Annotated in this window: 20 protein-coding genes; 13 read left to right on the forward strand and 7 right to left on the reverse strand. The window is 60.6% G+C overall.

From position 1 onward, the window contains the following. The first annotated feature begins 69 nt into the window (after nucleotides 1-69). Complete coding sequence (locus Q7C33_RS22030) at nucleotides 70-1989, forward strand: ATP-binding cassette domain-containing protein (RefSeq protein ID WP_030140919.1); 1920 nt, start codon at nucleotides 70-72, stop codon at nucleotides 1987-1989. Between the two features lie 132 nt (nucleotides 1990-2121). Here the strand turns inward: Q7C33_RS22030 and Q7C33_RS22035 are convergent, their stop codons facing one another. Next, nucleotides 2122-2562, reverse strand: a complete 441-nt coding sequence (locus tag Q7C33_RS22035) for a universal stress protein (protein ID WP_030139946.1) — start codon at nucleotides 2560-2562, stop codon at nucleotides 2122-2124. A gap of 102 nt (nucleotides 2563-2664) precedes the next feature. Between Q7C33_RS22035 and Q7C33_RS22040 the strand changes: the two genes are divergently transcribed. The 7 genes from Q7C33_RS22040 (at nucleotide 2665) to Q7C33_RS22070 (ending at nucleotide 11082) form a co-directional block, all read left to right on the forward strand. Then, the gene (locus Q7C33_RS22040; RefSeq protein ID WP_323154142.1) at nucleotides 2665-3102 is read left to right on the forward strand and encodes a hypothetical protein; all 438 of its coding nucleotides are present in this window, start codon (nucleotides 2665-2667) and stop codon (nucleotides 3100-3102) included. Nucleotides 3103-3583: 481 nt separating this feature from the next. After that, nucleotides 3584-5731, forward strand: coding sequence for a fatty acid oxidation complex subunit alpha FadB (gene fadB / locus Q7C33_RS22045; protein ID WP_407684166.1), 2148 nt, complete (start codon nucleotides 3584-3586; stop codon nucleotides 5729-5731). A gap of 30 nt (nucleotides 5732-5761) precedes the next feature. Further along, nucleotides 5762-6937, forward strand: a complete 1176-nt coding sequence (fadA, locus tag Q7C33_RS22050; RefSeq protein ID WP_030139949.1) for an acetyl-CoA C-acyltransferase FadA — start codon at nucleotides 5762-5764, stop codon at nucleotides 6935-6937. A 107-nt stretch (nucleotides 6938-7044) separates the two neighbouring features. Continuing rightward, nucleotides 7045-7281, forward strand: coding sequence for a DUF1653 domain-containing protein (locus Q7C33_RS22055; protein WP_025212748.1), 237 nt, complete (start codon nucleotides 7045-7047; stop codon nucleotides 7279-7281). Nucleotides 7282-7396: 115 nt separating this feature from the next. Then, nucleotides 7397-10009, forward strand: coding sequence for a type I DNA topoisomerase (gene topA / locus Q7C33_RS22060; RefSeq protein WP_030139950.1), 2613 nt, complete (start codon nucleotides 7397-7399; stop codon nucleotides 10007-10009). A gap of 208 nt (nucleotides 10010-10217) precedes the next feature. Next, nucleotides 10218-10742: a DUF6586 family protein gene (locus Q7C33_RS22065; protein WP_030139951.1), complete on the forward strand. Its 525-nt coding sequence runs from the start codon at nucleotides 10218-10220 to the stop codon at nucleotides 10740-10742. 106 nt (nucleotides 10743-10848) lie between these two features. Continuing rightward, the gene (locus Q7C33_RS22070) at nucleotides 10849-11082 is read left to right on the forward strand and encodes a hypothetical protein (protein ID WP_122568400.1); all 234 of its coding nucleotides are present in this window, start codon (nucleotides 10849-10851) and stop codon (nucleotides 11080-11082) included. 72 nt (nucleotides 11083-11154) lie between these two features. Here Q7C33_RS22070 and sulA read toward each other — a convergent pair whose 3' ends face one another. Further along, a complete protein-coding gene (sulA, locus tag Q7C33_RS22075) occupies nucleotides 11155-11628 on the reverse strand; it encodes an SOS-induced cell division inhibitor SulA (RefSeq protein ID WP_030139953.1) in 474 nt (157 codons plus the stop codon). 10 nt (nucleotides 11629-11638) lie between these two features. Continuing rightward, a complete protein-coding gene (gene lexA, locus Q7C33_RS22080; protein ID WP_030139954.1) occupies nucleotides 11639-12247 on the reverse strand; it encodes a transcriptional repressor LexA in 609 nt (202 codons plus the stop codon). 240 nt (nucleotides 12248-12487) lie between these two features. Between lexA and Q7C33_RS22085 the strand changes: the two genes are divergently transcribed. The 3 genes from Q7C33_RS22085 (at nucleotide 12488) to Q7C33_RS22095 (ending at nucleotide 15127) form a co-directional block, all read left to right on the forward strand. Next, nucleotides 12488-13195: a TetR/AcrR family transcriptional regulator gene (locus tag Q7C33_RS22085; RefSeq protein WP_198797746.1), complete on the forward strand. Its 708-nt coding sequence runs from the start codon at nucleotides 12488-12490 to the stop codon at nucleotides 13193-13195. 182 nt (nucleotides 13196-13377) lie between these two features. Beyond that, nucleotides 13378-14376, forward strand: coding sequence for a beta-N-acetylhexosaminidase (nagZ, locus tag Q7C33_RS22090; RefSeq protein WP_407684183.1), 999 nt, complete (start codon nucleotides 13378-13380; stop codon nucleotides 14374-14376). A 10-nt stretch (nucleotides 14377-14386) separates the two neighbouring features. Then, nucleotides 14387-15127, forward strand: coding sequence for an S-methyl-5'-thioinosine phosphorylase (locus Q7C33_RS22095; protein ID WP_407684167.1), 741 nt, complete (start codon nucleotides 14387-14389; stop codon nucleotides 15125-15127). Nucleotides 15128-15245: 118 nt separating this feature from the next. Here Q7C33_RS22095 and Q7C33_RS22100 read toward each other — a convergent pair whose 3' ends face one another. From Q7C33_RS22100 to mfd, 3 genes are read right to left on the reverse strand one after another with little or no spacing between them, the layout of a single operon-like run. After that, nucleotides 15246-17939 (reverse strand): DEAD/DEAH box helicase, encoded by a 2694-nt coding sequence (locus Q7C33_RS22100; protein WP_217861558.1) that lies wholly within the window; start codon nucleotides 17937-17939, stop codon nucleotides 15246-15248. Nucleotides 17940-17950: 11 nt separating this feature from the next. Then, nucleotides 17951-18517, reverse strand: coding sequence for a CsiV family protein (locus tag Q7C33_RS22105; RefSeq protein ID WP_030139958.1), 567 nt, complete (start codon nucleotides 18515-18517; stop codon nucleotides 17951-17953). Nucleotides 18518-18527: 10 nt separating this feature from the next. After that, nucleotides 18528-21977: a transcription-repair coupling factor gene (gene mfd / locus Q7C33_RS22110; RefSeq protein WP_198797743.1), complete on the reverse strand. Its 3450-nt coding sequence runs from the start codon at nucleotides 21975-21977 to the stop codon at nucleotides 18528-18530. 168 nt (nucleotides 21978-22145) lie between these two features. On the opposite strand from mfd, the gene Q7C33_RS22115 reads away from it, so the two are divergent. Then, nucleotides 22146-23609 (forward strand): glyceraldehyde-3-phosphate dehydrogenase, encoded by a 1464-nt coding sequence (locus Q7C33_RS22115; RefSeq protein WP_030139960.1) that lies wholly within the window; start codon nucleotides 22146-22148, stop codon nucleotides 23607-23609. Between the two features lie 184 nt (nucleotides 23610-23793). Here Q7C33_RS22115 and Q7C33_RS22120 read toward each other — a convergent pair whose 3' ends face one another. Further along, nucleotides 23794-25092: an MFS transporter gene (locus Q7C33_RS22120; protein ID WP_030139961.1), complete on the reverse strand. Its 1299-nt coding sequence runs from the start codon at nucleotides 25090-25092 to the stop codon at nucleotides 23794-23796. 227 nt (nucleotides 25093-25319) lie between these two features. Between Q7C33_RS22120 and Q7C33_RS22125 the strand changes: the two genes are divergently transcribed. Then, nucleotides 25320-26312: an FAD:protein FMN transferase gene (locus Q7C33_RS22125; RefSeq protein WP_407684184.1), complete on the forward strand. Its 993-nt coding sequence runs from the start codon at nucleotides 25320-25322 to the stop codon at nucleotides 26310-26312. Nucleotides 26313-26573 lie beyond the last annotated feature (261 nt).

The raw sequence follows: 26573 nt of genomic DNA on the forward strand, positions 1-26573 counted from the left end.
GCGACGAAATTGACGGACCTTTGAGGTCTCTTCTCAGGTAGAATGCGCGCCCAGTTTTTGGAGAAGCTCATGACCCTGCTCAAATTCAGCGATGTGTCCCTTGCTTTCGGCGCGATGCCGTTGTTGGACAAGGTGTCCTGGCAGATCGCCCGTGGAGAGCGGGTGTGCATCATCGGCCGCAACGGCACTGGCAAGTCCAGCATGATGAAGCTGGTCAAGGGCGACCAGAAGCCTGACGACGGCTCTGTCTGGCGCGCGCCCGGCCTGAAAATCGGCGAATTGCCCCAGGAACTGCCGGTGGCCGACGAGCGGACCGTGTTCGACGTGGTCGCCGAGGGCCTGGATGGCGTCGGCGCGTTATTGGCCGAATATCACCACCTGAGCCAGAACATCGTCACCGATGCCGACCTGGACAAATTGATGCATGTCCAGCACGACCTCGAAGCCCGCGATGGCTGGCGCCTGCAGCAATTGGTCGACAGCACGCTGAGCCGTTTGCAATTGCCCGCCGACAAGACCTTGGCGGAGCTGTCCGGTGGCTGGCGTCGTCGCGTCCTGCTGGCCCAGGCCCTGGTGTCCGAGCCGGATCTTTTGCTGCTCGACGAACCGACCAACCACCTGGACATCGGCGCCATCGCCTGGCTTGAAGAAGCGTTGAAAGACTTCCAGGGGGCGGTGCTGTTCATTACCCACGACCGTTCCTTCCTGCAGAACCTGGCGACCCGCATCCTCGAACTGGATCGTGGCGGCCTGATCGACTGGAACGGCGACTACGCCAGTTTCCTGGTGCACAAGGAAGCGGCGCTGGCAGCGGAAGAAACCGCCAATGCGTTGTTCGACAAGCGCCTGGCCCAGGAAGAAGTCTGGATCCGCCAGGGCATCAAGGCCCGACGCACCCGTAACGAAGGGCGCGTGCGTGCCCTCAAGGCGTTGCGTGTGGAGCGCAGCGAACGTCGCGAGCGCACCGGCAAGGCCAATATCCAGCTGGAAACGGCAGATAAATCCGGCAAGCAGGTCATGGTGCTGGAGAACGTCAGCTTCGCTCACCCGGACGGCCCGTTCCTGATCAAGGATTTCTCCATGGTCCTGCAGCGCGGCGACCGGATCGGCCTGCTTGGTGCCAACGGGACCGGCAAGACCACGTTGCTCAAGCTGATGCTCGGCGGCCTGGTGCCGACCAGTGGCAAAGTGGAAGAGGGGACGAAGATCGATGTCGCCTACTTCGACCAGTTGCGCCATCAGTTGGACCTGGAAAAGACCGTGATCGACAACGTGGCCGAAGGTCGCGATTTCATCGACATCGATGGCCAGAGCCGCCACGTATTGAGTTATCTCGGCGATTTTCTGTTCAGCCCCCAGCGTGCCCGTACGCCGGTCAAGGCACTGTCAGGTGGTGAGCGCGCCCGTCTGTTGCTGGCCAAGCTGTTCAGCAAGCCAGCGAACCTGCTGGTACTCGACGAACCGACCAACGACCTCGACGTGGAAACCCTCGAGCTGCTGGAAGAGGTGCTGTTGACCTTCAACGGCACCGTGCTGATGGTCAGTCACGACCGGGCCTTCCTCGACAACGTGGTCACCAGCACCCTGGTGTTCGAAGGTGAAGGGTTGGTTCGCGAATATGTCGGCGGCTACCAGGATTGGCTGCGCCAGGGCGGCTCGCCGCGCCTGCTGGGCGTGACGGAGAGCAAGTCGGGCAAGGCCGACCTGAATTCGGCGGTCGTCAAGGCCGAGCCGGCGCCGGTTGCCACCGCTGCCGCGCCGGTCCCGGCGAAGAAAAAGCTCAGCTACAAGCTGCAGCGTGAGCTGGAAGCCCTGCCAGGCGATATCGACGCGAAGGAGCAGCAGATTGCCGCGGTGGAGGCCGAGATGGCCGACGCGGGATTCTACCAGCGGCCTGCTGCCGAAACCGCCAAGGTTATCGCGCAGTTGGAACAGCTGCAGACCGAGCTGGATGCATTGGTCGAGCGCTGGGCCGAGCTGGACGCTTGATCTCTTGAGATAGAAATCCCGGTCCCTGTGGGAGCGAGCTTGCTCGCGATAGCGGTAGATCAGCAGCATTGATGCTGACTGTCACACCGCTATCGCGAGCAAGCTCGCTCCCACAAGGTCAGGGTCTGGGGTTTATGTGCGCTTGATCAGGTGCACAGCCAGCACATCGCAAGGCGCGCCATGCAGCACATCGTTGGCGGTGGAGCCAAGCAACAATGCCAAACCGTGGCGGCCATGGCTGCCGACGACGATCAGGTCGCAGCCCTGTTCCTTGGCCAGGTGATGGATCTCCTGGCGCGGCTGGCCGTAGGTCAGGTGGCTGTTCTCCTTTTTCAGCGCAGGATATTTCACGATCAGCCGATCAAGACGCTCCTTGGCTTGATCGAACTGCTGCTGTTGCAACTGGGAAAGATCCATCGGAACGTCACCGCCGAAGGCCATGGCCATCGGTTCGACGATGTGCACCAGCGACAGTTTGTTTTCCCGGCCTTCGCACAGGGCGAGGGCTCGCTTGACGACTGGATCGCATTCTTCAGTAAGGTCGACGGCGACCAGGATGTGTTCGTAGTACATGGAAAGCACTCCAGAGAATGGCGATACGGTAAGTATGGCTGGTTTCAAGCGCATTGACGGCGACGCAGGTCAACGGGCTCATCAGAATTCGGGAGTACAGATATGACGGTCTGGATAGTGGTGTCAATCCTGTTGGTGGTATTAAGCCCCCTGGCATGGTTGCGGCCGTCCCGTGCACAGAACGGGCGCATGGCCCTTCGCATGGAGGCGCGACGCCTCGGGCTGGCCATGCAATTGACTCCGCAGGACTGGCCTCACTGGCTTGGCCAGCAGCCGCCAAACCCGTGTGCGCAATACCACCGAGCCCGGCGGGGCAATCAGCCGGCCAGTTGGAGTTATTGGCAAAAGGCGCCTGGTGTGTGGGTGAATCAATGGCAGGAAACCTGCCAGGATGAGTCGTTGCTCCGTCATTTCAGGACATTGCCAGCCAATGTCTACAAGGTCGAGGCTGACCGGCAGATGATTGCGCTGTACTGGGGCGAAAAAGGCGACGCCAGTGTCTTGCAGGACATTTCAGCGGTGCTCAAGGCGTTGGCTTGACGCATAAAAAAGCCCGACAGATTCATCGGGCTGGGTGGCCAGGCAGGCCGGTAAACATGTCTTCAGGTCGTTCATTCGAAACGACCTTCGCATAAAGCGCTCAAATGCTTTGTCACCAGCGTAGTCGGTTGAATCCGTTGCGGTTGGAATTAGGGCGACTTTTCTAATTATTGATTCTATGAATGGTTGCTCATGCAGCGCCGTGTTGCGGATCCGTGCGGTACGGAAATGACCGGGGAGTCCCGTTCAAACGCTTGTTTAGGGCGATTGACAATTGTCGGAAATTCCGTGAAGGTGACGTACCCAAATCAAACGGGCGTATGAATTGAGCGTTTGTATCGGAACGCTCCTACAGACCCCGACTATCGCGTTGACGGGTGTGCCTGGCGGATTGGCGTAGCATCGACGGTAATGTCAATGCCGAACCAGTGGTCAGCGTCCAACGTGTACTGTTCAGCTTCCATATCGTGGAGATCAGTTGATGATTTACGAAGGTAAAGCCATCACGGTTAAGGCTCTTGAAAGTGGCATCGTCGAATTGAAATTCGACCTCAAGGGTGAGTCCGTCAACAAGTTCAACCGTCTAACCCTGAATGAATTGCGTCAGGCCGTGGACACTATCAAGGCAGATGCTTCGATCAAGGGTGTGATCGTCAGCAGTGGCAAGGACGTGTTCATCGTCGGCGCCGACATCACCGAATTCGTCGACAACTTCAAGCTGCCCGATGCCGAACTGATCGCTGGCAACCTCGAAGCGAACCGTATCTTCAGCGACTTCGAAGACCTCAACGTACCGACCGTCGTGGCCATCAATGGCATCGCCCTGGGTGGCGGCCTGGAAATGTGCCTGGCGGCGGATTACCGTGTCATGTCCACCACGGCCAAGATCGGCCTGCCGGAAGTCAAGCTGGGCATCTACCCAGGCTTTGGCGGTACCGTGCGCCTGCCGCGCCTGATTGGTGCCGACAACGCCATCGAGTGGATTGCCGCCGGCAAGGAAAACCGTGCCGAAGACGCGCTGAAGGTCGGCGCCGTAGACGCCGTGGTTGAACCAGGCAAGCTCCAGGAAGCGGCGCTTGAGACTGTCAAACGCGCCATCAGCGGTGAGTTCGACTACAAGGCCAAGCGCCAGCCGAAGCTTGAAAAACTCAAGCTCAACGCCATTGAACAAATGATGGCCTTCGAAACCGCCAAGGGTTTCGTAGCCGGTCAGGCGGGCCCGAACTACCCGGCGCCGGTCGAAGCGATCAAGACCATCCAGAAAGCCGCGAATTTCGGTCGCGAAAAGGCCTTGGAAGTCGAGGCCGCCGGCTTCGTGAAACTGGCCAAGACCTCCGCCGCGCAGAGCCTGATCGGTCTGTTCCTCAATGACCAGGAACTGAAGAAAAAGGCCAAGGCCTATGACGAAATCGCCCGCGACGTGAAGCAGGCCGCCGTGCTCGGCGCCGGCATCATGGGTGGCGGTATCGCCTACCAGTCGGCGTCCAAAGGCACGCCGATCCTGATGAAGGACATCAACGAACACGGCATCGAGCAGGGTCTGGCGGAAGCTGCCAAGCTGCTGGTCGGCCGCGTCGACAAAGGCCGCATGACCGCCGCGAAAATGGCTGAAGTGCTCAACGGCATACGTCCTACGCTGTCCTACGGCGATTTCGGCCATGTCGACCTGGTGGTCGAAGCCGTCGTCGAGAACCCGAAGATCAAGCAAGCGGTACTGGCTGAAGTCGAAGACAAAGTCAAAGAGGACACCATCCTCGCCTCGAACACCTCGACCATTTCCATTTCGCTGTTGGCCAAGGCCCTCAAGCGTCCGGAAAACTTCGTCGGCATGCACTTCTTCAACCCGGTGCACATGATGCCGCTGGTGGAAGTCATCCGTGGCGAAAAATCGAGCGAACTGGCGATCGCCACCACCGTGGCCTACGCCAAGAAAATGGGCAAGAACCCGATCGTCGTCAACGACTGCCCGGGCTTCCTGGTCAACCGCGTGCTGTTCCCGTATTTCGGCGGTTTTGCCAAGTTGGTCAGTGCCGGCGTGGACTTCGTGCGCATCGACAAGATCATGGAAAAATTCGGCTGGCCGATGGGCCCGGCGTACCTGATGGACGTGGTCGGCATCGACACCGGCCACCACGGTCGCGATGTCATGGCCGAAGGCTTCCCGGACCGCATGAAGGACGACCGCCGTTCGGCCGTCGACGTGCTCTACGAAGCCAAGCGCCTCGGCCAGAAGAATGGCAAGGGCTTCTACGCCTATGAGACCGACAAGCGCGGCAAGCAAAAGAAAGTCGCCGACTCGTCGGTGCTGGAAGTGCTCAAGCCGATCGTCTACGAGCAGCGCGAAGTCACCGACGAGGACATCATCAACTGGATGATGATCCCGCTGTGCCTGGAAACCGTGCGTTGCCTGGAAGATGGCATTGTCGAAACCGCCGCCGAAGCCGACATGGGTCTGGTCTACGGCATCGGTTTCCCTCCATTCCGTGGCGGTGCGCTGCGCTACATCGATTCGATCGGTGTGGCCGAGTTCGTTGCCCTGGCTGACCAGTACGCTGATCTGGGCGCGCTCTACCACCCGACCGCGAAGCTGCGTGAAATGGCCAAGAACGGCCAGAGCTTCTTCGGTTAAGCGCCCAACGACTAGAGCGAGAGAACATTTATGAGCTTGAATCCTAGAGACGTCGTGATTGTCGACTTCGGTCGTACGCCGATGGGCCGCTCCAAGGGCGGCATGCACCGCAATACCCGCGCCGAAGACATGTCGGCGCACCTGATCAGCAAACTGCTGGAACGCAACGTCAAGGTCGACCCCAATGAGGTCGAGGACGTGATCTGGGGCTGTGTGAACCAGACCCTGGAACAGGGCTGGAACATCGCCCGCATGGCTTCGCTGATGACCCAGATCCCTCACACCGCCGCTGGCCAGACCGTCAGCCGCCTGTGCGGTTCGTCCATGAGCGCGCTGCACACTGCCGCCCAGGCGATCATGACCGGCAACGGTGATGTGTTCGTGGTCGGTGGTGTCGAGCACATGGGCCACGTGAGCATGATGCACGGTGTCGATCCGAACCCGCACATGTCGCTGTACGCGGCTAAAGCCTCGGGCATGATGGGCCTGACCGCGGAAATGCTCGGCAAGATGCATGGCATTACCCGCGAACAACAGGACGCCTTTGGCGTGCGCTCCCACCAACTCGCCCACAAGGCGACCGTGGAAGGCAAGTTCAAGGATGAAATCATCCCGATGCAGGGTTACGACGAGAACGGCTTCCTGAAGCTGTTCGACTACGACGAAACCATTCGTCCGGAGACCACCCTGGAAAGCCTGGCGACCTTGAAGCCGGCCTTCAACCCCAAGGGCGGCACCGTGACGGCGGGTACTTCGTCGCAGATCACCGACGGTGCCTCGTGCATGATCGTGATGTCGGCCCAGCGTGCCCAGGACCTGGGCATCCAGCCGATGGCAGTGATTCGTTCGATGGCTGTCGCGGGTGTGGATCCGGCGATCATGGGCTATGGTCCAGTACCGGCCACGCAGAAAGCCTTGAAGCGTGCGGGGCTGAGCATTACCGATATCGACTTCTTCGAGCTCAACGAAGCTTTCGCCGCACAGGCCTTGCCCGTGCTGAAAGATTTGAAAGTGCTCGACAAGATGAACGAGAAGGTTAACCTGCACGGCGGCGCGATCGCCCTGGGTCACCCGTTCGGTTGCTCCGGCGCGCGTATCTCCGGCACGCTGCTCAACGTCATGAAGCAGAACGGCGGCACGTTTGGGGTGTCCACCATGTGCATTGGCCTCGGCCAGGGCATCGCCACTGTCTTCGAACGCGTCTAAGCGTTGCGTTGATGGAAGCCGGGGCCAAGTGCCCCGGTTTTTGTTTTTCGGGTTTAGTAAAAAAGATTTTGTTTTTATTTTGAAAAAATTTGAGTGAGGGCCAACGCATGCCGATACAACCTGGGCTCTACCAACATTACAAAGGTCCGCAGTACCGCGTTTTCAGCATCGCGCGGCATTCCGAGACCGAGGAAGAAGTGGTCTTCTATCAAGCCCTGTATGGCGATTACGGCTTTTGGGTGCGTCCCTTGAGCATGTTCCAGGAGTCGGTCGAGGTTGACGGTGAACAGGTGCCACGCTTTGCTTTGGTGCAGGCCGAGGAGAGCATTTTTTCCAAGCCTTGAGGCCGACCTGGGGGAGACCCCGCCCTTGACCTCACCTTGCAGCCACTATATATAGCGGTGCCGCGTCAGGCGCCAACCGCCTTTCACTTTTTAGAATTCAGGAATTTTCTGATCCATGGGCAAATCGCTGGTCATTGTGGAATCCCCGGCTAAGGCCAAGACCATCAACAAGTATCTGGGCAACCAATACGTGGTGAAGTCGAGTATCGGCCATATCCGAGACCTGCCCACCAGCGGTTCGGCTAGCGCCAGCAAGGAGCCTGCCGCCAAGCGCGGCAAGGCGGCCGCTGGTGAAGCGCCGGCGCTGTCGCCGAAAGACAAGGCGCGCAAGCAGCTGGTCTCACGCATGGGCGTCGATCCGGAACATGGCTGGAAAGCCAAGTACGAGATCCTCCCAGGCAAGGAAAAGGTCATCGAAGAACTGCGTCGGCTCGCCAAGGATGCCGACACCATCTATCTCGCGACGGACTTGGACCGCGAAGGGGAAGCCATTGCCTGGCACCTGCGCGAAGCCATCGGTGGGGATGACAGCCGCTACAAGCGCGTGGTGTTCAACGAAATCACCAAGAAGGCCATCCAGGAAGCCTTCTCCCAGCCCGGCGAGCTGGACATCGATCGGGTCAACGCCCAACAGGCGCGTCGCTTCCTTGACCGCGTCGTGGGCTACATGGTCTCGCCCTTGTTGTGGGCCAAGATCGCCCGCGGCCTGTCGGCCGGTCGCGTGCAGTCGGTTGCGGTGAAGCTGGTGGTGGAGCGCGAGCGGGAAATCCGCGCGTTCATTCCAGAGGAGTATTGGGAAGTCCACGCTGATCTCGGCACCGCCAAGGGCGCTACCGTGCGCTTCGAAGTGGCCCGCGAGAAGGGCGAAGCCTTCAAGCCGCTCAATGAAGCCCAGGCCATGGCGGCACTGGAGAAACTCAAGGCTTCGAGCTACAGCATCGTCAAGCGCGAAGACAAGCCGACCAGCAGCAAGCCTTCCGCACCGTTCATTACTTCCACCTTGCAGCAGGCCGCGAGCAACCGCCTGGGCTTCGGTGTGAAGAAAACCATGATGATGGCCCAGCGTCTGTACGAAGCGGGCTACATCACGTACATGCGTACCGACTCGACCAACCTCTCGGCCGATGCCGTGGCGATGGCGCGCACTTATATAGAAAGCGAGTTCGGCAAGAAATACCTGCCGGACACGCCGAACGTCTACAGCAGCAAGGAAGGCGCCCAGGAGGCTCACGAAGCGATTCGTCCATCCGACGCCAATACCGAGCCAAGCAAGCTGTCGGGCATGGAGCGCGACGCCGAGCGTCTCTACGAGCTGATCTGGCGCCAGTTCCTGGCCTGCCAGATGCTGCCGGCGCAATACCTGTCGACCACCGTCAGCGTCGGTGCTGGCGACTTCGAGCTGCGCGCCAAAGGCCGCATCCTGAAGTTCGACGGTTACACCCGCGTCATGCCGCAAATCACCAAGCCAGGCGATGACGATGTCCTGCCGGACATGGCCCAGGGCGACGTGATGAAGCTGATCAAGGTGGATCCGACGCAACACTTCACCAAGCCGCCAGCACGATACTCGGAGGCCAGCCTGGTCAAGGAAATGGAAAAACGTGGCATCGGTCGTCCTTCGACCTACGCAGCGATCATTTCCACCATCCAGGATCGCGGCTACGTGACGTTGCACAACCGTCGTTTCTATTCGGAGAAGATGGGGGACATCGTTACCGAGCGTCTCTCCGAAAGCTTCTCGAACCTGATGGACTACGGTTTCACCGCGGGCATGGAAGAGAACCTGGACGATGTTGCCCAGGGCGAGCGGGACTGGAAGAACGTGCTCGACGAGTTCTACGGCGATTTCAAGAAAAAACTCGAAGTGGCCGAAAGTCCGGACGATGGCATGCGTGCCAACCAGCCGGTCATGACCGATATTCCGTGCCTGACCTGCGGTCGTCCCATGCAGATCCGTACCGCTTCGACCGGCGTATTCCTCGGTTGCTCGGGCTACAGCCTGCCGCCGAAGGAGCGCTGCAAGGCGACGGTCAACCTCGTGCCGGGTGATGAAATCGCTGCGGACGATGAGGGTGAGTCGGAATCCCTGGTCCTGCGCGGCAAGCACCGTTGCCCGATCTGCAGCACGGCGATGGATGCTTACCTGTTGGATGAGAAGCGCAAGTTGCACATCTGCGGTAACAATCCGGATTGCGCCGGCTACGAGATCGAGGAGGGCACTTATCGCATCAAGGGCTATGAAGGCCCGAGCCTGGAATGTGATAAGTGCGGCAGCGAGATGCAGCTCAAGACCGGCCGTTTCGGCAAGTTCTTCGGCTGCACCAACCCGACCTGCAAGAACACCCGCAAGCTGCTCAAGAGCGGTGACGCGGCGCCGCCGAAGATGGATCCGGTGAAGATGCCCGAACTCAAGTGCGAGAAGGTCAACGACACCTACATCCTGCGCGACGGTGCATCCGGTCTGTTCCTGGCAGCCAGTCAATTCCCGAAGAATCGTGAGACTCGGGCACCGTTGGTGATTGAAATCCTGCCGCACAAGGACGAGATCGATCCGAAGTATCATTTCCTCTGCGACGCACCGCAGAAGGATCCGGACGGCCGCCCCGCAGTGATTCGCTACAGCCGCAAGACCAAGGAGCAATATGTACAGACCGAGGTCGACGGCAAGCCTACTGGCTGGAAGGCGTACTACGACGGCGGTAAATGGACCGTTGAAGACAAGCGCTGACTGAGCGATGTAAGGGGTTTTATGGCGAGGGAGCTTGCTCCCGTTGGACGCCGTAGCGGTCCCTTGCAATTGCAGGCAAGTAAAAGGCCGCATGACAACCCGTAGGTTTTCATGCGGCCTTCTTGTTTTTGGCTTGCAGTGGCTTTGGTTCATCCACGACACTGTCGCACCTGCGTGACGCTTTTATTTCGTTGGGGAGAATGCCGCCATGGCCCACGAACTCTATACCCGCACCAACCAGAAGATTTATTTCGCCGGCCTGTCGCTTGAAGCGCTCGCCAGGGCCGAGGAGGGGCGCACCATGAATTCCCCGGCGCTGATCCAGGCGGGGCGTGAGTCAGTGCTGTTTCACCTGTATGGCGCGCTGTTGGGTCTTTGCCATGAAATCGCCGGTTTCTATCGCTTGCCCCAGGCAAGTGCTTCGCGCGCCGAGCTGATGTTGACGCGTGAGGTGCTGGAAACCGTTGCGATCCCCGAACTGGCTGAAATGGTCGAGCTGGCCCAGAACCCGGAAACCTGGCTGGCCAAGCTGCTGGCGGCCCATGCGGCACTGTTCCAGCCACCACGGGCCCCTCGCCAGCCAAAGGGGGACGTGACCCAGCCGTTGATCATGGCGGTCAATCTTGATGAGCAGGAGTCCGAACAGCCGTTGAGCCGGGAAGAGCTGGAAAGCTGGCGCCAGAACCTGAAAAGCCTGGCAATTCGCTTTCGAGAGGGGCTGAATGAATGCTGAGTTTTCACTCGGCTTGCAATGTTCGCTAACGACACTTGGTCAAGATCCCGAGCGAAGCCTGACCGATGACTATATAATTCCCGCCTTTCGTGGAGAACAGACTTTTATGCCAACGTCCTTTCTAGAAATCGTCGAACTTCCTGACGGCCGCATCGAGCTGCGCAGGGCTGAAGACGAGGGTTCTCTGGTTACCCTGAACTTTTCCGAAGATGCCAAGGTGTTCCTGCAAGGCCAGCACGTTGAAGTCGCCAAGGCGATGCTTAGCGTGGGCGTGCAAATGGCGGGCCGCTTGGTTGAAGGCGAATTCAGCAAGGAAGAGGGGCCACGGGTTCTTCATTGACCCCGTTTGTCGGCTTTTTGAAGTCGATTTACCAACCCGGCTTCTCTGTCCTGGAGAAGCCCTGCGTTTGTCTTAGCCCAATCGAATGTTCAGGCTCTGCGCGTCCCCGGTACGAGCGGCGCTGATCAATTGCTGACGAGCGGTCGCAGTCAGTGGATTGAGCCAGCTAACCACCGTATGGCTACGACCCAGGCGTAACGCTTCGCAGGTTAATTGCTGCGCGCTCTGGCTGCCGCGAGGTTGCAATAACAGGATTCGCTCGCGATTAAGCCCCGCGTCCCGTAGCCAGGCCTGGGTAACGCTGGCAGGCGGCGCAATCAACGTCAACCAGCGAGCATCCTGGTCCTGGCTCAGTTCCCTCAGGATCGGAGCCAGCAGGTTCAGGCAATTCCCCGCCGCCCCACGCAACGACAGTTCGCTGAACGCCTCGGGCTCGACGCCCCAAGGCGACTCGATGACCTCTTTCAGGACTGGAGCCAGCGGTTGGGCCATGAAAGCCTCGAACAGCGGAAGTTGTGTGTGTTGTGGTGTGTGAGGAAATTGCATAAAGCCTCCTTTAGCGGCGAATGACGCCAACGCTCAAGCCTTCGATGACCAGATCCTGATCTTTCAGGTCCACTTCGATGGGGGCGAACTCCGGGTTTTCGGCAATCAGCCAGACCTTGCTGCCATCGCGCTTGAAGCGCTTGACGGTGACTTCGTCGCCGATTCGAGCTACCACGACCTGGCCGTTGCGGGCTTCGCGGGTGGTATGGACAGCCAGCAGGTCACCGTCAAAAATGCCGATGTCCTTCATGCTCATGCCATGCACGCGCAGGAGGTAGTCGGCTCTCGGATGGAAGAATGAAGGATTGATGTTGCAGGATTCCTCGACGTGTTGCTGGGCGAGGATTGGAGCGCCGGCCGCTACACGACCGATGATCGGCAGTGTGGTTTCGTCAGCCTTGGCTTCGAAGCCCGGGATGCGAATGCCGCGCGATGCTCCCGGCGTCATTTCGATCGCACCCTTGCGGGCCAACGCCTTGAGGTGCTCTTCGGCCGCGTTGGGCGACTTGAAGCCCAGTTCCTGGGCGATTTCCGCACGGGTCGGCGGATAGCCGTTGTCTTCTAGGCAGCGTTTGATGAAGGCCAGAATCTCTGCTTGGCGTGGCGTCAGCTTTAGCATATCGATCGCTCTGTCTTTTTATACAGTGACTGGGATTATATACAGTGAACGGCGCTTGGCAATCATCCTTTTTCAGCAGGCCGCCAGACGGTTGGCTTGGCCGCTCGGACAGGCATGGCTACAGCCTGCGCAAGGTGTGGTTAAATAGCTGACCGGTCGTTCGCAAAACGTCCCGGCAGACTTGACAACGCGAAGGCTGAAACGTATGTTTCAAACAAGTGTTTGTCAGGCGGAGTAGCCATGGCCCAGTCGGAAACCGTTGAACGCATTCTCGATGCTGCCGAGCAGTTGTTCGCGGAAAAAGGTTTCGCTGAAACCTCTTTGCGTCTGATTACCAGCAAGGCCGGGGTAAACCTGGCGGCGGTCAATTATCACTTCGGCTCGAAAAAAGCCCTGATCCAAGCCGTTTTCTCTCGGTTCCTCGGCCCGTTCTGCCTGAGTCTCGATCGCGAGCTGGAGCGACGCCAGGCCAAGCCTGACGTCAAGCCAACCCTGGAAGAACTGCTTGAAATCCTAGTCGAACAGGCGCTCGTGGTTCAGCCACGCAGCGGCAACGACCTGTCTATTTTCATGCGCCTGCTGGGCTTGGCGTTCAGCCAGAGCCAAGGCCACCTGCGACGTTACCTGGAAGACATGTACGGCAAGGTGTTCCGCCGCTACATGCTGCTGGTCAATGAGGCTGCGCCGCGCATACCACCGATCGAGTTGTTCTGGCGCGTGCATTTCATGCTCGGTGCGGCGGCGTTCAGCATGTCCGGCATCAAGGCTCTGCGAGCCATCGCGGAAACCGATTTCGGTGTGAACACGTCGATCGAGCAAGTGATGCGCCTGATGGTACCTTTCCTGGCCGCCGGCATGCGCGCCGAAAGCGGTGTCACCGACGAGGCAATGGCGGCAGCGCAATTGCGTCCTCGCAGCAAGTCGGCTCCGGCGCTCGCCAAGGCATAGCAGACGGGTGGGCGTGGCTGGCTACATCCGCTAAGCTAGCCGCCCATGCCGATTCTCCTTTCAAGTTCGTTTCAATTTTCATCGCCGATGCGCGAATTGCCGGGCATGCAGCCTGGCGGTGTCGTCGTGCAGGCGTCGCCGTGGACGCCCATCGTTATTAAGGAATTGCTATGACCGCTGGCCTGCAAGGCTCGTTGATGGTCGACGTCGCCGGTACCTGGCTGACGGCCGAGGATCGCCATCTGTTGCGCCAACCCGAAGTGGGTGGCTTGATCATTTTTGCTCGCAACATCGAACACCCGCGCCAGGTGCGCGAGCTGAGCGCGGCGATCCGCGCCATTCGCCCCGACCTGTTGCTGGCGGTTGACCAGGAAGGCGGGCGGGTCCAGCGGCTGCGCCAGGGTTTCGTGCGCCTGCCGGCAATGCGGGCCATCGCCGACAACCCGAACGCCGAATATCTCGCCGAACAGTGCGGCTGGATCATGGCGACCGAAGTGCTGGCGGTCGGTCTCGATTTGAGTTTCGCCCCGGTGCTGGACCTCGATTACCAGCGCAGTGCCGTGGTCGGCAGCCGCTCCTTTGAAGGTGATCCCGAGCGTGCCGCATTGTTGGCCGGAGCCTTCATTCGTGGCATGAACGCAGCGGGGATGGCGGCCACAGGCAAGCATTTTCCTGGGCACGGCTGGGCCGAGGCAGACTCCCACGTTGCCATTCCTACTGACGAGCGCAGTCTCGAACAGATCCGCGCCCATGACCTGGTGCCGTTTGCCAAGCTGGGCAAGCAACTGGCGGCCGTGATGCCGGCCCACGTCATTTATCCTCAGGTGGACGCCAGCCCGGCAGGCTTCTCCCACCGTTGGCTGCAAGACATCCTGCGGGGCGAGTTGCGGTTCGATGGCGTGATCTTCAGTGATGATCTTTCCATGGCCGGCGCCCATGTGGTAGGCGATGCCGCTAGCCGCATCGAGGCCGCGCTGACGGCCGGTTGTGACATGGGCCTGGTGTGCAATGACCGCGCGGCCGCCGAATTGGCCTTGGGCGCTGCCCAGCGCTTGAAGGTCAAGCCATCGGCGCGGATCGCCCGCATGCGTGGCCAGGCCTATGCGAGTACCGAGTACCGCCAGGATCCACGCTGGTTGACAGCCATCGGCGCGTTGAAAGCCGCCCAACTGATTGATTAAGGACGTTTGTATGACCGTTTACGCAATTATCGGCGGCACCGGCCTGACCCAGCTGGAAGGCCTCACCCTACGCCAGTCCCTGTCGGTGGATACGCCGTACGGCGCGCCATCGGCCGACGTGCAGATTGGCGAGTACGCCGGGCGCGAGGTGCTGTTCCTGGCGCGTCATGGTCATCCTCACCGTTTTCCGCCGCACCAGGTGAACTATCGCGCCAACCTCTGGGCCCTGAAGCAGGCCGGTGCCGAAGCCATCCTGGCGGTCAACGCGGTGGGCGGGATCCACGCCGCGATGGGCACTGGGCATTTTTGCGTGCCCCACCAGTTGATCGATTACACCAGCGGTCGCGAGCATACGTATTTCGCCGATGACCTGGAGGCGGTGACCCACATCGACTTCAGCTATCCCTACAGCGAATCGCTGCGCCAGCAATTGATTGCGGCCCTGGCCGCCGAAGGCTGCGCTTATAGCAGCCACGGCGTCTACGCCTGCACCCAGGGGCCGCGCCTGGAAACCGTGGCCGAGATTGCCCGTCTGGAACGCGATGGCTGCGATATCGTCGGCATGACAGGCATGCCGGAGGCGGCGCTGGCGCGTGAGCTGGAGTTGGACTACGCCTGTCTGGCGCTAGTAGTGAATCCGGCGGCGGGCAAGTCCACTGCGGTGATCACCATGGCTGAGATCGAGCAGGCTTTGCATGACGGAATGGGCAAAGTGAAGTCGACCTTGGCGCGGGTGTTGATGGCGGGCTAAAACAGTCCGGGGAATAGTTGGGAGCGAGCCTGCTCGCGAAGGCGGCGGCTCAGCTCGCGAGAATGTTGAAGGCTGGCGGCCTCTTCGCGAGCAGGCTCGCTCCCACACGAAAACGGTTTTAGCGCTTCTCCAGCTTGTCCGGCAGGGGGGCGAATAGCGCCTCGATGTCTTCGTTCTGCAATTTCCAATCTCCCGCCACGCGTCCGTCCAGCACGCCAGCCGCCAGGTCGGACTTCTCTTTCTGCAGCAGTTGGATCTTTTCTTCCACCGTGCCGCGGGCAATCAGTTTGTACACGAAAACGGGTTTTTCCTGACCAATGCGATAGGCGCGGTCGGTGGCCTGGTTTTCGGTGGCGGGGTTCCACCACGGATCGTAGTGAATCACCGTGTCGGCTTCTGTCAGGTTCAAGCCTACGCCACCGGCTTTCAGACTGATCAGAAAGATCTGACGCTTGCCGCTCTGGAATTCCTTCACCGGTGTGCGACGGTCCCTGGTCTGGCCGGTCAGGATGGCGTATTCCACGCCGCGCTTTTTCAGTTCTTCTTCGATCAGCGCCAGCATCGAGGTGAACTGTGAAAACAGCAGCACCCGCCGGCCTTCTTCAAACAACTCCTCGAGCATTTCCATCAGGCTGTCGAGCTTGCCCGAGCTGCTGCCTCGGGCCGGCAGGGCGGCATCGCTGATCAGGCGCAGGTCGCAGCACACCTGGCGTAGCTTCAGCAGTGCCTCGAGGATGATGATCTGGCTGCGCGCCACGCCTTTGCGGGTGATCTCGTCGCGCACTTTCTTGTCCATGGCCAGGCGCATGGTCTCGTAGACGTCCCGCTGGGCGTCGCTGAGTTCGACCCAATGGATGATCTCGGTCTTGGGCGGCAGTTCGGTCGCGACTTGTTCCTTGGTGCGGCGCAGCAAGAAAGGTTTTATCCGACCGTTGAGGTGTTGCAATCGTACGTCGCTGCCGCGCTTTTCGATCGGCACGCGGTAGTCGCGGTTGAAGCTTTTGATGTCGCCGAGCCAGCCCGGCAACAGGAAATGAAACAACGACCAGAGTTCACCCAAGTGGTTTTCCAATGGCGTTCCGGACAGGCACAGCCGTTGCCGGGCATCCAGTTCGCGAGCGGCCTGGGCGGCTTTGCTGGTGGGGTTCTTGATGTACTGGGCTTCGTCGAGGATCAGTACGTGCAGCGGCTGTGCCTTGAGGCGTTCGACGTCCTTTGGCAGCAGCGCATAAGTGGTCAGGATCAGATCGTAATCGGCCAGGCGCTCGAAGTGTTTCTTGCGCCCGGCACCGTACAGGGCCAGCACCTTGAGCTGCGGGGTGAAATGCGATGCTTCATCGAGCCAGTTCGGAATCAGGCTTGTCGGCATCACCACCATGCATGGGCGGTCCAGGCGGCCTGCGTGTTTTTCGCTGAGAATGTGCGCCAGGGTCTGTAGGGTTTTACCCAGGCCCATGTCGTCCGCCAGGATGCCGCCCACCTCCAATTGCCGTAGCGACTGCATCCAGCTCAGGCCTTCGAGCTGGTAGGGGCGCAGCGTTGCATTCAAGCCCTTCGGGGCGGTGGCGGTGTAGTCCTTGATGTCGCGCAGGCGTTGGGCGAGGCTGCGTATGTGTTCGCCACCTTCCCAGCGCAGCGGCATGTCCTGCAACGGATTCAGGCGCAGGGCGTCGGCGCTGTTGAGCCGCAGCTTGGTGGTGCCGGGCTCTTGCAGGTAGAACTCGCCGAGGGTCGCCAGCACCGGTTTCAACCGCCCGTAGGGCAGGGCCACTTGCTGTGGGCCGAACTCCGAGTTGGGACGGTGCGGCAAGTTGACCAGGATGAGTTCGTCATCGCGGCGCCTGGCCAGGCGTTCCGGGTTGAACAGCTCGATGTGCGAGCGCATCAGGTTCAACAGGATCGGCAGCAGGCTCAGTCGCTCGCCGTTGACGATGATCCCCAGCTCCAGGTCGAACCAGTCCCGCTCCGGCGTTTCTTCGACCGTTGCGTACCATTCGTCCACTGCCGTCAGGTCGAAGCCGAAATCCTCATCGATCTGCAATTCCCAGCCCTGGGTGCGCAGTTTCGGCAGGTCGTTGAGGGTAAAGGTCAGCCAGGCACTGTCGTTGACCATTTCGTACAGTTCGCCTGCGCTCTCCGGCAAGGCTTTGCTTTGTCGGGTCGCGATTTTGAAACCGAGGATTCGCAGTTGTTCGCGGTAGGATTGTTCCACATCGGTGTGGCGTTTTATCCGCAGCGTCTGGGTTTCCTGGCGAATCAGTACGTCGGTGTTGCGCTGGCCGCTGACGTATTCGTCCAGGTAGCTGAACGACAGCGCGGCGCGGTGCTGGATGTAGCGCTGCATCTTGCCGTTGCGCGGCTCGAAGGCGCTGAATTCGATGCTCGCTAGCCACAGGCGGGGCACCGGTTGCACGTTGTCCACCAAGACCTGCGGCGGCGCCTTGGGGCTGCGGCTGTCCAGCACCGCCTGGAGTTTTTCCAGCATCTGGGCGTCTTTTTCAGCGGCAGGGTAGGCCAGGGTTTCCTGGACTTGCAGCAGCACCGCCGCGCAATGCTTGCAATTGATGCGCACCGGACAGGAGCACGCCGCTTCAAGCAGGATCAACGTGCCCTTGGCTGACTCCTTGAGACGAATGGTCTGACGATAAACGCTGCCACCGGAGCCTTCGCAACTGGCAATGATCGTGCTGTCGCCGGCTTCGACGATCCTGACGCGGTTTTCCAACGCGTATCGGCGCCCACGCTCCAGGCTTTGTTCCTTGAATCGATTGACCCAGGAAGGTGCCAGGGGTTTGCTCAGGGGCGAGGGCATAGGCGCGCCGATCAGTCCGGAATGACATCAGGTGCCTGGCGTGGTGCAGGCGCGGTCAACGAGGTGATCTTGATCAGCAAGCCGAGATGGCCGTTATCGAGGAAGTTCAACTGGCCGTTCTTGGTATGGCTCTCCTGTTTCAGGCGTTCGCTGGCGGTGACCAGGCCATTGGCGTCGATCTGGTTGATCCAGAAGTCGGCGTCCACGTCGGTGAAGCGGCCGAGCTTGAGCTCCAGGGTGCCCTCGATGGGAAACTGGCCGAACTGTTCGGCGCCGTCGCTGACCGCGATCTTGCTGCCTTGTTCGCCCAGGTTCTGTTGCCAGGCCTTGTGCATCAGCACGGTGTACTGGCCGCTGGCGTTGAGTTTTTCGACGATATTGCCCATTGCCGGTGTCCGCAGGCTGTCCGCGCCCAAGCGTCGTGCGCCGGCGTCCCAGTCTTCCGGTGCGGCGCGGCTGATGATGGTGGGCTCGGCATTCTGCCGGACCAGGATCATTTCCACCTGATACAGATCGTCGGCCAACGCCAGGGGGGCAACCAGGGTCATCAACAACATCAAGGAGTGAAACAGGCGCATTGGGCGTCCTTCAAGCAGTGGTCGGAGTGAGGCGCTCGAACAGCGCCTCTACGGTATTGAAACGCTCTTCCGGGCGTTCCATGGGCACCATGAACTTGAACATCGTGGCGCCTTCGAACTTGTAGCGTTTGGGCTGGCCCTGGATCAGCTTGATCAGCACCAGTGGATCGACCGGGGTCTGGGCTTCGAACTCGATACGGCCGCCGTTGGGCCCGCCGTCGACTTTCTTGATGCCCAGTTGCTCGGCCTTGAGCTTGAGCAGCGTGGTGCGCACCAGATTCTTGGTCGGCTCCGGCAGCAGGCCGAAGCGGTCGATCATTTCCACCTGCAGATCCTTCAAGCCTTCCTCGTCAGTGGCCGAGGCGATGCGCTTGTAGAGGATCAGGCGTGCGTGGACATCCGGCAGATAATCTTCCGGGATCAGCGCCGGCACCCGCAGGTTGATCTCCGGCCCGCCGCCCAGTGGTTGGTCGAGGTTTGGTTGTTCGCCCTTGCGGATCGACTTGACCGCCCGTTCGAGCATTTCCATGTACAGGGTGAAGCCCACTGCCTGGATCTGGCCACTCTGGCCGTCGCCAAGCAATTCGCCGGCGCCACGGATTTCCAGGTCGTTGGTGGCCAGCACGAAACCGGCGCCCAGGTCCTGGGTATTGGCAATGGCTTCCAGGCGCTTTTCCGCGTCCGGGGTGATCTGCTGGCGCGGCGGTGTCAGCAGGTAGGCGTAGGCCTGGTGGTGACTGCGTCCGACCCGGCCGCGCAACTGGTGCAACTGGGCCAGGCCGAATTTGTCGGCGCGCTCGATGATGATGGTGTTGGCGCTCGGCACGTCGATGCCGGTCTCGATGATGGTCGAGGCGATCAGCACGTTGAAGCGCTTGTGATAGAAGTCGCTCATCACCTGTTCGAGCTCGCGCTCGCGCATCTGCCCGTGACCGATGCCGATGCGGGCCTCCGGTACCAGCTCGGCCAGGTCGGCGGCGCATTTCTCGATAGTCTTCACATCGTTGTGCAGGTAATAAACCTGGCCGCCGCGCAGCAGCTCACGCAGCAGGGCTTCCTTGACCGTGCTTTTGTTCTGCTCCATGACGAAGGTGCGCACCGACAGGCGGCGGGCTGGCGGTGTGGCGATGATCGACAGGTCGCGCATGCCCGACACCGCCATGTTCAAGGTGCGCGGGATCGGCGTGGCGGTCAGGGTCAGGATGTCGACTTCGCTGCGCAGGGCCTTGAGCTGTTCTTTCTGGCGCACGCCAAAGCGGTGTTCCTCATCGATGATCACCAGCCCCAGGTTCTTGATCTTCACATCGTCCTGCAGCAGCTTGTGCGTGCCAATGACGATGTCGATCTTGCCCTCGGCCAGGTCCGCGACGGCGGCGTTCACTTCCTTGGCGGACTTGAAGCGGCTCATCACTTCCACGGTCACGGGCCAGTCGGCGAAGCGGTCGCGGAAACTGTTGTAGTGCTGCTGGGCGAGCAGGGTGGTCGGTACCAGGATCGCCACTTGCTTGCCGCCGTGCACGGCAATGAACGCGGCGCGCATCGCCACTTCGGTCTTGCCGAAGCCTACGTCGCCGCACACCAGGCGGTCCATGGGCTTGGGCGCAAGCATGTCGGCGCGCACGGCTTCGATGGTGGTCTGCTGGTCGACGGTTTCTTCGAACGGGAAACCGGCGCTGAAGGTTTCGTAGTCGGCTTTCGGGTCGGCGAATGCATAGCCCTCGCGCGCGGCACGGCGGGCATAGATATCCAGCAACTCGGCCGCCACATCGCGCACCTGTTCGGCGGCCTTGCGCTTGGCCTTCTGCCAGGTTTCCGAACCCAGGCGATGCAGCGGGGCCAAGGCGTCGTCGCTGCCGGTGTAGCGGGCGATCAGGTGCAGGTTCGCCACAGGCACGTAGAGCTTGGCGCCCTCGGCGTATTCCAGGGTGAGGAATTCGGCGGCCTGGTTTTCGATCTCAAGGGTCGCCAGGCCCAGGTAACGGCCTACGCCATGATCGATGTGCACCACCGGCGCACCTTCGCGCAGTTCGGTGAGGTTCTTGATGACCGCGTCGTTGGCGGCGTCGGCGCGTTTCTCGCGGCGGCGACGCTGCATCACGCGCTGGCCGAACAACGGGCTTTCGGCCACCAGGGCCAGGGCGGGATCGTCAAGGACCAGGCCGTCGTTAAGCGGCGCGATGGTGATCGCCAGGCGATCCTTGCCCGCGACAAAGTCAGGCCAGCTGTCGACGGTCTTCGGGCGCAGCTTCAGGCGATCAAGCAGTTCCAGCAGTACTTCGCGGCGGCCTGCGGACTCGGCGGTAAACAGCACGCGACCAGGGAATCCGTCGAGGAAACCGGCCAGGGCCGCCAGCGGTTGCGTGGCCTTGGCTTCGATCGCCAGGTCCGGCAAGGGCTTGGCGGGGAAGCGTTCACGACCGACGCCGGTTTCCACGTCCTGCTGGCTCGCCACCACGCGCGGCCAGCTCTTGAGCCGGGCGAAGCAGTCCTCCACCGGCAGGAACAGCTCGGCGGGCGGCAATAAAGGACGGGACGGATCGACGCGACGTTCTTCGTAGCGATTGCGCACGTCGTTCCAGAAGTTTTCCGCGGCCTGCTCGATGCCCGGCAGAGAAAATACCTGGGTGTCCTGGGGCAGATAATCGAACAGCGTGGAGGTTTCTTCGAAGAACAACGGCAGGTAATACTCGATGCCGGCCGGGGTGATTCCGCTGCTCAGGTCCTGGAAAATCGGGCAACGGCGGAAATCCACGTCAAAACGCTCGCGAAAACGCGCCTTGAAGCGAGTCACCGCGTCTTTTTGCAGTGGGAATTCCTTGGCCGGCAGCAGGCGGATCGACTGGACCTTGTCGATGGAGCGCTGGTTCTCCGGGTCGAAGGTGCGCAGAGTCTCGATTTCGTCATCGAACAGATCGATGCGATACGGCAGTTTGCTGCCCATCGGGAACAGGTCGATCAACGCCCCGCGCACCGTGAACTCGCCGTGCTCGTACACGGTGTCGACGTAGCGGTAGCCGCTGGCCTCAAGCCGAGTGCGCATCTGCTCGACGTCGAGCTTCTGGCCGATGTCCAGAACCAGGCTGCTGCCCAGCAGGAATTGGGTCGGCGCCAGGCGATGTAGGGCTGTGGTGATCGGCACTACCAAAACGCCATGACTGAGCTCCGGCAGCCGATAAAGGCTGGCGATGCGCTGGGAAATGATGTCCTGGTGCGGCGAAAAAAGGTCGTAGGGCAGGGTTTCCCAGTCCGGGAAATGCAATACCGGCAAATCCGGGGCGAAGAAACCCAGCTCCTGCTCGAGCCGCTCGGCACTCTGGCTGTCGGCGGTCAACAACAGGGTGAAGCGCTTTGCAGCGCTGGCGGCCTCGGCGATAGCCAGGCTCAGGGCGGCACCGGGCAGGTTGCCCCAGTGCTGTTTACCTGCCGCGGCAGGGAGAAGCGGAAGACGCAGAACGGGCACGGAAGGTTGAGCTCCAGCGTTGCGACAAAGTCGACAATTGTAGCGGCTGAAGGGCCCGGCTGTCAGTCGCGGACTACGCTGCTAGAACGCAAAACCACGGCGCGACGGGCGCGCATTGCTCCGGCGAGGACTCGGCGGCATAATGTAGCCCCTTTTTTCAGCCCCTACATGTGGAAGGTTACCGTGACTCAGAAGCCCGACCAGTGTCTTGGTGAATGGATTGATCGTGAAGCACTCGCAGAAGCGATGATCCCTCTCATCGGTCAGCTCTACCGCAATAACAACGTGGTGAGCTCGATCTATGGCCGCAGCCTGATCAACCAGTCTGTCATCGCGATCCTCAAAGCCCACCGCTTTGCTCGCCACCGTTCTTCCGACGACAGCGAACTCTCCGTCCACGAAACATTCCCTCTGCTCAAGGCCATGAGCGAGCTCAAGCTCGGCGCGGCCTCGGTGGACCTGGGCAAGTTGGCGTTCAAATTCCGCAGCGAAGCCAATGGCCGTAGCGCCGAGCAGTTCGTTCGCGAAGAAATGGCCGATGTGGTTGGCCAGCAAAACGCTTCGCCGCGCAAAGGCACCGACGTCGTGCTGTACGGCTTTGGCCGTATCGGCCGCCTGCTGGCACGCATCCTCATCGAGAAAACCGGTGGTGGCGACGGCCTGCGCCTGCGCGCCATCGTCGTGCGCAAGGGCGCCGAGAACGACCTGACCAAGCGTGCCAGCCTGCTGCGTCGCGATTCGGTCCATGGTTCGTTCAACGGCACCATCACCATCGATGAAGAAAACAACACCATCACCGCCAACGGCAACCTGATCCAGGTGATCTACGCGAAGAATCCGACCGAGGTGGACTACACCCAGTACGGCATCAAGAACGCACTGCTGGTGGACAACACCGGTGTATGGCGTGATGCCGACGGCCTGGGCCAACACCTGGCCTGCCCGGGTGTCGACCGCGTTGTCCTGACCGCGCCTGGCAAGGGCAAGCTGAAGAACATCGTCCACGGCATCAACCACGGCGACATCACTGCCGACGACAAGATCGTTTCCGCCGCTTCCTGCACCACCAACGCCATCGTGCCGGTGCTCAAGGCTGTGAATGACAAGTTCGGCATCATCAACGGTCACGTCGAAACCGTTCACTCGTACACCAACGACCAGAACCTGATCGACAACTTCCACAAGGGCGATCGCCGTGGTCGTAGCGCGGCGCTGAACATGGTCATCACCGAGACCGGTGCCGCCACTGCTGCTGCCAAGGCCCTGCCTGAGCTGGCTGGCAAGCTGACCGGTAACGCGATCCGTGTCCCGACGCCGAACGTATCGATGGCCATTCTCAACCTGAACCTTGAGAAAGCCGCCACCCGTGAAGAGATGAACGAGTACCTGCGCTACATGGCGCTGCACTCCGATCTGCATAAGCAAATCGATTTCGTCAACTCGCAGGAAGTGGTGTCCACCGACTTCGTGGGCTCCCGCCACGCCGGTGTTGTCGATGCTGAAGCGACCATCGTCCAGGATAACCGCGTTGTCCTGTACGTCTGGTACGACAACGAGTTCGGCTACAGCTGCCAGGTGGTTCGCGTGATGGAAGACATGGCTGATGTGAATCCGCCTGCGTTCCCGCGCTAAGCCTTAGCTGCAAATGAAAGCGCCCCGACTTGTCGGGGCGTTTTTTTTGTCTGGGTTTTCTGTTGCTTGGGCTGGCCTCATCGCGAGCAAGCTCGCTCCCACATTGGACCGCATAACTCAGCAACAACTCGATCAACTGTGGGAGCGAGCTTGCTCCGGGCGGCGATCCGACGATGGCGATCTGTCAGGCGCTGCCCACTACCGAGGCCTGCGCCGTGCGCAGTGCATGCCGATTGCCCTTGAACAGCACCAGGGTCGCAATCAATCCCAGCACCGCCGCGCCGCTGAGCCAGATTCCCGGTGCCGCCTTGTTGTCGAGCACATGGATCAGGTAGGTGCAGGCCGCCGGGGTAAAACCGCCGAAGGTGGCGGTGGCCAGGCTATAGGCCAGGGAAAAACCGGTGGTGCGCACTTCGACCGGCATGATTTCCGTCAAGGCGACCACCATGGCCCCGTTGTACGATCCATACAGGAAGGACAGCCACAACTCGACGATCAGCAAATGGCTGAAACTCGGGTTTGCCACCAGCCAGGACAGCGCCGGGTACGCGGTCAGGATCGCCAGGATCGTCGCACCGAGCAGCAGGGGTTTGCGGCCGATCTTGTCGGAAAACGCCCCCATCACTGGCAGCCAGAAGAAATTCGACAAGCCGATGCACACCGTGACCAGCAAGGCATCCAAGTCCGACAGATTCAACTCGGCCTTGCCAAACGTCGGCGTGTAGGCCGTGATGAGGTAGAACGACACTGTGGTCATGACCACAAGCGCCATGCCGGCCAGGACGATACCGAAGTTCTGACCGATGGAACGGGTGATTTCCGACAGGGTAGGGCGATGTTTTCTTGCCTGGAATTCAGGCGTTTCCTCCAGCGAGCGGCGAATCATGAAGATGACCGGCACGATCAGGCAACCGATGAGGAACGGCACGCGCCAGCCCCATTCGCCCATCTCCTGTGGGTTCAGCCAGTGATTGAGGCCAACACCCAGCAGGCCGGCGAACACCACCGCAGCCTGTTGGCTGGCGGACTGCCAACTGACGAAGAAACCCTTGCGCCCCGGCGTGGAAATTTCCGCGAGGTACACCGATACGCCGCCCAGTTCCACGCCAGCGGAAAAACCTTGCAGCAATCGACCCAGCAACACCAGCAACGGTGCCGCCACGCCCAATGTGGCGTAGCCCGGCACGCAGGCAATCAGCACCGTGCCAGCGGCCATCATTGCCAAGGTGATGATCAAGCCTTTGCGACGGCCATGGCGGTCGATGTAGGCGCCGAGAAAAATAGCCCCCAGGGGACGCATCAGGAACCCCGCGCCGAATGTGGCCAGGGACAGCATCAGCGACGCGAAGGCGCTGTCGGTCGGGAAGAATGTCTTGGCGATGGCCGTGGCGTAGAAGCCGTAGACCATGAAGTCGAACATCTCCAGGAAGTTGCCGCTGACGACGCGGAAAATTGCCTTGCCGTTGCTCGTGTTGGAAGACATGGGTAGGTACTCACTCTGGCAAATCTTGTATGAAAACGCAGCAGCCCCTGTGGGAGCGAGCTTGCTCGCGATGGCGGTGTGTCAGTCACCTTGATGCTGACTGTTGCGCCGCTATCGCGAGCAAGCTCGCTCCCACAGGTTTTTTGCATGCGCTGTAGCCCATAATGGCCGGCGCGGTTTTGAGGGGAGATGAAGATTTGTTAACTGGACGTTGGATAGGGCTTGTGATGCTGGCGGGCGTGTTATCCGCCTGTGGCAACGGCGATACCCTGGAGCGCTTCGACGGCCCGACCATGGGCAGCCGCTATTCCATCCAGTACGTCAGGCATATCGCCACGCCCGGTCCGAAAACGGTGCAGGACGAAGTGGAACAGATCCTCGCCGAAGTGGATCGGCAGTTGTCCACCTATCGCAGTGACTCGGACATTGAGCGCTTCAATGCGCTGCCTGCTGACAGCTGCCCGGTGATGCCCGGTCCGGTCCTCGAATTGATCCGCATGGGCGAGCAACTGTCATCGCAAAGCGACGGTGCCTTCGACCTGACGGTTGAGCCTCTCCTGAACCTGTGGGGCTTCGGTCCGCAGTCCCGGGAAGAAAAGGTGCCAAGCGCCGAGGCCCTGGCTCAGGCTCGTCAGCGCGTTGGTCATAAACATCTGCGCATTGAGGGCGACCGGCTGTGCAAGGACGCCGCCGTGGAAGTTGATTTCAACAGCATTGCGGCGGGGTATGCCGTCGACCGCATCGCCGCCAGGCTCCAGGCCCTGGGCATCGACAGCTACCTGGCCGAGGCCACCGGTGAACTCAAGGCCGTCGGGCACAAGCCGGATGGCTCGCCCTGGCGCATCGCCCTGGAAGAACCACGGGACGATCGGCAAGTGGCCGAGCGGGTCATCGAGGTCAACGGCTACGGGGTTTCGACGTCGGGCGATTACCGGAAATATTTCGAACAGGGCGGTAGGCGGTATTCCCACACTTTTGATGCGCGCACGGGGGCTCCGGTCCTACACAACCTGGCGTCAGTCACGGTAATTCATCCTTCAGCAATGATGGCCGATGGACTATCGACGCTGTTGCTGATTCTCGGTCCTGAACAGGCTTGGGACTATGCCCAGAAGCACGGCATCGGGGTATTTTTCGTATTGCGGGATGGGGAGCGTTTCGTCAGCCGCACCAACGACATCTTTGAACGGATGACCCGTGGAAAAACCAATGACCACTGAAGTGGGATTACCGTGGCGAGGGAGCTTGCTCCCGCTTGAGTGCGAAGCGCTCACAAAAGGGGGCCGCAGCCCAGCCCAGCGGGAGCAAGCTCCCTCGCCACGATGATCTGGGCAAATCTTAAGTGAACGCTGACAGCGTTTTGAAAGCCTACCTGTGGCGAAATAGCGCAGGCAAAACTAGCCTACGACGCGACCAAGGGGTAATGTGCGCGGCGTTGACGCTTCTATAGACTGTGGCCGGGCTCGTGAACCGGCCCCAAA

This window comes from Pseudomonas sp. BP11-1-1, assembly GCF_052112105.1.
Classification (GTDB): Bacteria; Pseudomonadota; Gammaproteobacteria; order Pseudomonadales; family Pseudomonadaceae; genus Aquipseudomonas; species Aquipseudomonas alvandae.